Raw genomic sequence first — 7,495 nt, 5'->3', positions numbered from 1 at the left:
CCCGTCCGCGCCGGAGGAGCTGTGGCTGCGGGCCGACCGGTTCGTCGCGTTCGACCACGCCGCGCGGCGCGCGTGGGCGATCGCGCCGGCCTCCGAGGCCGACGCGTTCGCGGCTCTCGTCGAGGGATGGTTCCGGGGCGCGGCGCCGCACGTGGAGGCGCCGCCGCCGCGCGAGGTCGCCGGCCGCCACACGCCGGACGAGTACGCGGCCCTCATCGCGCGCTGCCGCGAGGCGATCCGCGACGGCGACGCCTACCAGCTGTGCCTGACGACGCGGTTCGAGGTGACGGCATCCGATCTCGACCCGGTCGAGACCTATCTGCGGCTGCGGGCGGCGTCGTCCACCCACCACGGCGGCCTGATCCGCAGCGGTGGCGTCGCGCTCGCGAGCGCGAGCCCCGAGACGTTCCTGCGGCTGGCGGACGGCATCGTGCGGACGCGGCCGATCAAGGGCACGCGTCCGCGCGGCGCCGACCCGGCCGACGACGCGCGGCAGGCCCGCGAGCTGCGCGAGAGCGCCAAGGAGCGCGCCGAGAACGTCATGATCGTCGACCTCATGCGCAACGACCTGCAGCGCGTGTGCCTGCCCGGCACGGTCGCCGCCGAGGAGCTGCTCGTCGTGGAGACCTACCCCACCGTGCACCAGCTCGTCAGCACGGTCGCGGGCCGGCTGCGCCCCGGCACGACGATGGGCGGGGTGTGGGACGCCGCGTTTCCCGCGGGCAGCATGACCGGCGCGCCCAAGCTGTCGGCGATGACGATCCTGCATCGTCTGGAGGGCGATCCGCGGGGCGTCTACGCGGGGTGCTTCGGCTGGATCGGCGCCGACGGCGCCGCCGACCTCGCGATGGTGATCCGCTCGATCGTCATGCACGAGGCCGGCGCGTACGTGGGCGCGGGCGGCGGCATCACGTGGGGGTCGGATGCCGCGGCCGAGGTCGCCGAGGTCGGCATCAAGGCCCGTGCACCCCTGGCCGCGCTGGGCGCCGCGCTCCCGCCCGGCTGGTGACGACGTCGCGCCGCGTGCCGGGTGGTCCGGCCCAGACCGGGCCGGCGGGCCGTCCGGTAATCTAGGGTGTCGCGTCCGTCCGCGCCCCGCCCCCTCCCGCCGCACGATTGGTTCTCCGTGTCCATGACCTCCACGCCCGACACCGCCGCTGCCGCTGACTCCGGAGGTTTCGACGCGCACGCCATCCAGGAGAAGTGGCAGCGCCGCTGGGCCGAGGCCGACCCGTTCCGCGCCGGCGGCGACGACGACACGCGGCCCCGCAAGTACGTGCTGGCGATGTTCCCGTACCCGTCCGGCGACCTGCACATGGGCCACGCCGAGAACTACCTGTACTCCGACATCGTGGCCCGTTTCTGGCGGCACCGCGGGCACAACGTGCTGAACCCGATCGGGTGGGACAGCTTCGGCCTGCCGGCCGAGAACGCCGCGATCAAGCGCGGCGCCGACCCGCGCGAGTGGACCTACGAGAACATCGCGCAGCAGCGCGCGAGCCTGCACCAGTACGGCGTCTCGTTCGACTGGTCGCGCGTGCTGCGCACGAGCGACCCGGAGTACTACCGCTGGAACCAGTGGCTGTTCCAGCGCCTGCACGAGCGCGGTCTCGCCTATCGCAAGGAGAGCGCGGTCAACTGGTGCCCCAACGACCAGACCGTGCTCGCGAACGAGCAGGTCGTCGACGGCCGGTGCGAGCGCTGCGGCGCCGAGGTCGTCAAGAAGAAGCTCACGCAGTGGTACTTCCGCATCACGCAGTACGCCGACCGGCTGCTCGACGACCTCAACCAGCTCGAGGGCTTCTGGCCGCACAAGGTGCTGCAGATGCAGCGCAACTGGATCGGCCGCTCGACCGGTGCCGACATCGACTTCGCGATCGAGGGGCATCCGTCGCCGGTGACCGTCTTCTCGACCCGCCCCGACACGCTGCACGGCGCGACGTTCTTCGTGGTGGCTCCCGACTCCGACCTCGCGGCAGAGCTCGCCGCGGGCGCCTCGGCCGAGGTGCGCACGCGCTTCCAGGACTACCTGGAGCGCGTGCAGAAGACCAGCGAGATCGACCGGCAGACCGCCGACCGCGCCAAGACCGGGGTGTTCCTCGAGCGGTACGCGATCAACCCGATCAACGGCGAGCGCCTCCCCATCTGGGCCGCCGACTACGTGCTGGCCGACTACGGTCACGGGGCGGTGATGGCGGTGCCCGCGCACGACCAGCGCGACCTCGACTTCGCGCGTGCGTTCGATCTGCCGGTGCGCGTCGTGGTCGACACGACCGCTCCGGTCACCGGGGCGATCCCGGTGATCGAGCTCGACGACGACGGCGTGCCGATCGAGCCCGAGGGGGCCGACCTGGCGACGATCGATCCGGCATCCACCGGCGTCGCCCTCACGGGCGAGGGCCGCATGGTCAACTCGGGCTCGCTCGACGGCCTCAGCAAGCGCAACGCGATCGCGCGCGTCATCGAGGAGCTCGAGGCCACCGGCAGGGGGCGGGCGGCGAAGACCTATCGCCTGCGCGACTGGCTCATCTCGCGGCAGCGCTTCTGGGGCACGCCGATCCCGATGGTGCACACCGACGACGGCCGCATCGTGCCGGTGCCCGACGACCAGCTGCCCGTGCAGCTGCCGACCGTGCAGGGCCTCGACCTCACGCCCAAGGGCTCCTCGCCGCTGGGCGCAGCCACCGAGTGGGTCACCACGACCGACCCCGAGACGGGCGAGCCCGCCCGCCGTGACCCCGACACGATGGACACGTTCGTCGACAGCTCGTGGTACTTCCTGCGCTTCCTCTCGCCGAACGACGCCGCCGAGGCGTTCTCGGCGCGCGAGGCCGACAAGTGGGGCCCGGTCGACTTCTACATCGGCGGCGTCGAGCACGCGATCCTGCACCTGCTGTACGCGCGCTTCATCACCAAGGCGCTGTTCGACATGGGCCTGGTCGAGTTCACCGAGCCGTTCTCGAGCCTCATCAACCAGGGCATGGTGATCCTCGGCGGCGCGAAGATGTCCAAGAGCAAGGGCAACCTCGTGCTGTTCCAGGAGGAGCTGAACCTGCACGGCGCCGACACGCTGCGCGTGGCGCTCGCCTTCGCGGGGCCCGTCGAGGACGACAAGGACTGGGACGACGTCTCCACCACCGGAGCCGCGAAGTTCCTCGCCCGCGCCCTGCGCGTCGCGGCCGACGTCACGAGCGCCCCCGAGGTCGTGTGGGCCGAGGGCGATGCCGCGCTCCGCCGCGTGACGCACCGGCTCTGGCAGGACGCGCCGACCCTCGTCGAGCAGACCAAGTTCAACGTCGTCGTGGCGCGGCTCATGGAGCTCGTCAACGCGACGCGCAAGGTCATCGACTCGGGCGCCGGCGCGGCCGACCCCGCGGTGCGCGAAGCCGCCGAGGCGACCGCGCTGATCCTGGACCTCTTCGCCCCGCACACCGCCGAGGAGATGTGGGCGACGCTCGGCTACCAGCCGTTCGTGGGCCTCGCGCCGTGGCGGCAGCCCGACGCGACGCTCCTCGTCGAGGAGTCGGTCACCGCGGTCGTCCAGATCGACGGCAAGGTGCGCGGCACGCTCACCGTGCCCGCGCGCATCTCGTCCGACGAGCTGGAGGCGCTCGCGCGCGGGGACGAGCGCATCGTGCGCTCGCTCGCCGGTCGCGAGATCACGCGCGCCGTCGTGCGGGCCCCGAAGGTCGTGAGCTTCTCCACCCGCTGAGAGGCCGGGACGGGCCCACCGTCCCCGGCCTCGGGTTAGCGTTGACGCATCGCTGTCCCCGCGGAACGGAGTCGAATGAGCGCTCACGACGACCTGGAGATCCTCGCCGAGGCCCGGACGGAGGCGATCCCCGTCATCCGGCCTCAGGACGTCGACCCGGCCACGCCCGACGCCGACGCGGACGAGGCGTCGACGCCCGAGGAGATCAGCTTCGACGAGGAGCGGTACCCGGCCCGGCCGATGCGGCTGCGTCCCCGAGCACAGCTGCGCTCGAGCAACATCCGCCGCTCGTTCGCCGATCCGCGGGCGGCGGACGCCTCGAACCCGTCCTACGTCGAGTGGCTCAAGCGGCAGTCGATGCTGGGCGACGCCGACATCCTCGGTCGCGGACTGTCCGGGCAGCCGAGCATGTGGCGCAACCCCTATGCGCGCCCGGACGCGCGCCGGGCGATCCGGACCGCCTCGGTGTGGTTCACCGCCTACCCGATCTCGCTCATCACGCGCCCCGGCGAGTCGTTCCTCGGCGCGCTCGGCGACGAGCAGCTGTGGCGCGCGTTCCAGCGGATCGGCATCCACGCGGTGCACACCGGCCCCGTGAAGCTCGCCGGGGGCATCTCGGGCTGGGCCCACACGGCGAGCGTCGACGGCCACTTCGACCGCATCAGCACGCAGATCGACCCGGCGTTCGGCACCGAGGACGAGTTCCGCACGCTCACCGACGTGGCCGACCAGCACGGCGGCAGCGTCATCGACGACATCGTGCCGGGCCACACCGGCAAGGGCGCCGACTTCCGGCTCGCCGAGATGGCGTACAAGGACTACCCGGGCATCTACCACATGGTCGAGATCCCCGAGGAGGACTGGGGGCTGCTCCCCGACGTGCCCGACGGGCGGGATGCCGTCAACCTCGACACCGAGTCGGAGCAGAAGCTCGCCGAGAACGGCTACATCATCGGGCGCCTGCAGCGGGTGATCTTCTTCGCCCCCGGGATCAAGGAGACCAACTGGTCGGCCACCGGTCAGGTGAAGGGCGTCGACGGCAGGACGCGGCGCTGGGTGTACCTGCACTACTTCAAGCAGGGCCAGCCGTCGATCAACTGGCTCGACCCCACCTTCGCCGGCATGCGTCTCGTCATCGGCGACGCCCTGCACTCGCTCGGCGACCTCGGGACGAGCGCGCTCCGCCTCGACGCGAACGGCTTCCTGGGTGTGGAGAAGAGCGCGGAGGGACCGGCCTGGTCGGAGGGCCACCCGCTGTCCGAGGCGGCCAACCACCTCATCGCCAGCATGGTGCGCAAGGTGGGCGGCTTCTCGTTCCAAGAGCTCAACCTCACCATGGAGGACATCCGCGACACGGGCCGCGTGGGCGCCGACCTGTCGTACGACTTCATCAACCGGCCCGCCTACCAGCACGCGCTCGCCACCGGCGACACCGAGTTCCTGCGGCTCACGCTGCGCACGTCGCTCGAGGTCGGCGTCGAGCCGGCGATGCTCGTGCACGCGCTCCAGAACCACGACGAGCTGACGTATGAGCTCGTGCACTGGGCGACCGAGCACCACGCCGACCTCTACCCGTTCCGCGGCGGCGAGGTCACCGGGGCAGAGCTGGCCGAGACGATCAGGCAGGACCTCCTCGACCGCCTCACCGGCGACAGCGCCGACTACAACCTGGTGTTCACGACCAACGGCATCGCGTGCACGACGGCATCCGTCATCGCCGCGACGCAGGGGCACGCGACCCTCGACGCGATCGGCCCCGAGCACGTCGCCGACATCCAGCGCGCCCACCTGCTCCTGGCGAAGTTCAACGCGTGGCAGCCCGGCGTGTTCGCGCTGTCGGCGTGGGATCTCCTCGGACTCCTCCCGCTCCGCGCCGACGACGTCGACGTGCTCGTCGAGGGCGGCGACACCCGCTGGGTCGAGCGCGGCGCGCACGACCTGCTCGACGTCAATCCGGATGCCGTGAGCTCGTCGTCCGGCGTCCCTCGCGGCCGCTCGCTGTACGGCTCGCTGCCGCGGCAGCTCCGCGAGCGGGGGTCGTTCGTCCAGCAGTTGCGCACGGTGCTGCGCGTGCGCGAGCGCTTCGACATCGCGGTGGGCACGCAGATCGACGTTCCCGACGTCGCGCATCCCGGCATGCTCGTGATGGTGCACCGCCTCGACGGCGGCGACGCGGGCGTCGACGCGCGGATCCAGATCACCGTGCTGAACTTCACCGCGCAGCCCGTGCAGGGCACGGTGCGCTCGGAGTCGCTCGTGCCGCGCCGCGCGGTGCGCGACGCCGAGTCGGGCGACCTGATCGGCCAGGTCGACGACCTCCTCAGCTTCGCCGTCGAGCTCGGCGCGTACGAGGGCCGGTTCCTCGTGGTGGACGCCGAGCCAGTGGCGGAGGCCGCGGAGGGCGACGCCTGACCGGACCCGGCGCCAGGTCCGGGTCCTCCTCCACAGCAGGCGATCTCACCGGACTCTCCACGGATCGGGGGATCGCGGCTCCGCGCGGCCTGCGCGACGCCTAGCGTCGCCGTCGTGGCCACCGCTCCCGACACACGCCGACGACGGCTCGGCGTCGGCGCCGCGATCGCGCTCGTGATCGCGGCGGCGGCGCTCACCGTCGTGATCGGGATCGTCCGCGCGCCCGCCGCCCAGACCGTGCCGCTGCAGCCCGACGCACCCGCCACCGTGGAGCCCGCCGGGCTGTTCGTGCACGTGTCGGGCGCCGTGGCGGCTCCCGGCCTGTACCGGCTCAGCCAGGGCGCCCGGATCGTCGACGTCGTCACCGCCGCCGGCGGCTTCGCCGAGGGCGCGGCCCGGGATGCCGTGAACCTCGCCCGTCCGCTCACCGACGGCGAGCAGGTGTACGTGCCGCTCGTGGGCGAGGCGGCACCACCCGCGACCGCGGGGCCGCCCGGGGCGGCCGCGCCGTCGAACGGTCGCGTCGACCTCAACGCCGCCGATGGGGCCGCACTCGACACGCTGCCGCGGATCGGGCCCGCGCTCGCGGCGCGCATCGTCGAGTGGCGCGAGCGCAACGGCCGGTTCACGAGCGTCGACGACCTCCTCGCCGTCCCCGGCATCGGCGAGAAGATGCTCGAGACCCTGCGCGAGCTGGTGACGGTGTGAGCCTGCGGTCGGCACGGCGCCGCGATCTGCGGCTGCTGCCGGTCGCGACGGCGGCGTGGATCGCCGCGGCGGTCGCCACGCACGCTCCCGACGCCGCCGGGATCGTCGCCGGGTGTCTGTGGGTCGGTGCGGCGGCCGCGCTGCTGGCCGCGGTGCGACTCGCTCGTGCGAGAGAGGGACCGACCGACGCTCCGGCGAACCGGATGAGGCATCGCGACACCCGTGCGATCGGCTCGCCTGGCCACGCCTCGCTGCCGGGGTCGCGCACGGTCGGGTCCGGTGTTCGGGATTCGCTCCGCGCCGTGGTCGCGATCACCGCCGTGGCACTGGCGCTCGGCGGCGCCGTCGCGACCCAGGTGGCGATCGTCCAGCCCGCACGCGCCGAGGCCGCCTCGCTCGCCGTCGAGGGCGGTCGGGCGGTCACCGTCGTCGCGACGGTCGTCGGGAAGGTCGAGCCGTCCGCCGTCGGCTGGCGGTTCGACGCGGTCGCCGAGCGCGTGCGCTACGGGCCGGTCGAGCGCGCGGTCTCCTTCCCGGTGGTCGTGCTCGCCGCCACGCGGCCGGAGGGCCTCGACCTCGGCGCGTCGGTCGCCGTCCGGGGCACCGCCGCGCGGGCCGGACCCGGCGAGCGGGAGGTGCTCGTCGTGCGCGCAGGCCGTGGCA

4 protein-coding genes and 1 pseudogene are annotated in these 7,495 nt (G+C 73.0%); all 5 read left to right on the top strand.

Features of this window, described 5'->3' with window-relative positions; genetic code table 11:
- A partial coding sequence (locus tag WML84_RS11345) for an anthranilate synthase component I family protein (protein ID WP_347346254.1) occupies nt 1-1,009 on the top strand: 1,009 nt, incomplete at its 5' end.
- A gap of 123 nt (nt 1,010-1,132) precedes the next feature.
- Entirely contained in the window at nt 1,133-3,712 is a 2,580-nt protein-coding gene (gene leuS, locus WML84_RS11340; RefSeq protein ID WP_347346256.1) for a leucine--tRNA ligase, read from the top strand.
- A 240-nt stretch (nt 3,713-3,952) separates the two neighbouring features.
- Nucleotides 3,953-6,124 (top strand): maltose alpha-D-glucosyltransferase, encoded by a 2,172-nt coding sequence (gene treS / locus WML84_RS11335; RefSeq protein ID WP_347346255.1) that lies wholly within the window; start codon nt 3,953-3,955, stop codon nt 6,122-6,124.
- A 114-nt stretch (nt 6,125-6,238) separates the two neighbouring features.
- Nucleotides 6,239-6,832, top strand: coding sequence for a ComEA family DNA-binding protein (locus WML84_RS11330; protein ID WP_347346253.1), 594 nt, complete (start codon nt 6,239-6,241; stop codon nt 6,830-6,832).
- A pseudogene (locus WML84_RS11325) lies at nt 6,829-7,495 on the top strand (hypothetical protein); the annotation flags it as partial. The gene WML84_RS11330 and the pseudogene WML84_RS11325, both read left to right, overlap by 4 nt.

Source organism: Microbacterium sp., assembly GCF_039812165.1.
GTDB lineage: Bacteria > Actinomycetota > Actinomycetes > Actinomycetales > Microbacteriaceae > Microbacterium.
This window is presented reverse-complemented; position numbering and strand designations above follow the sequence as displayed.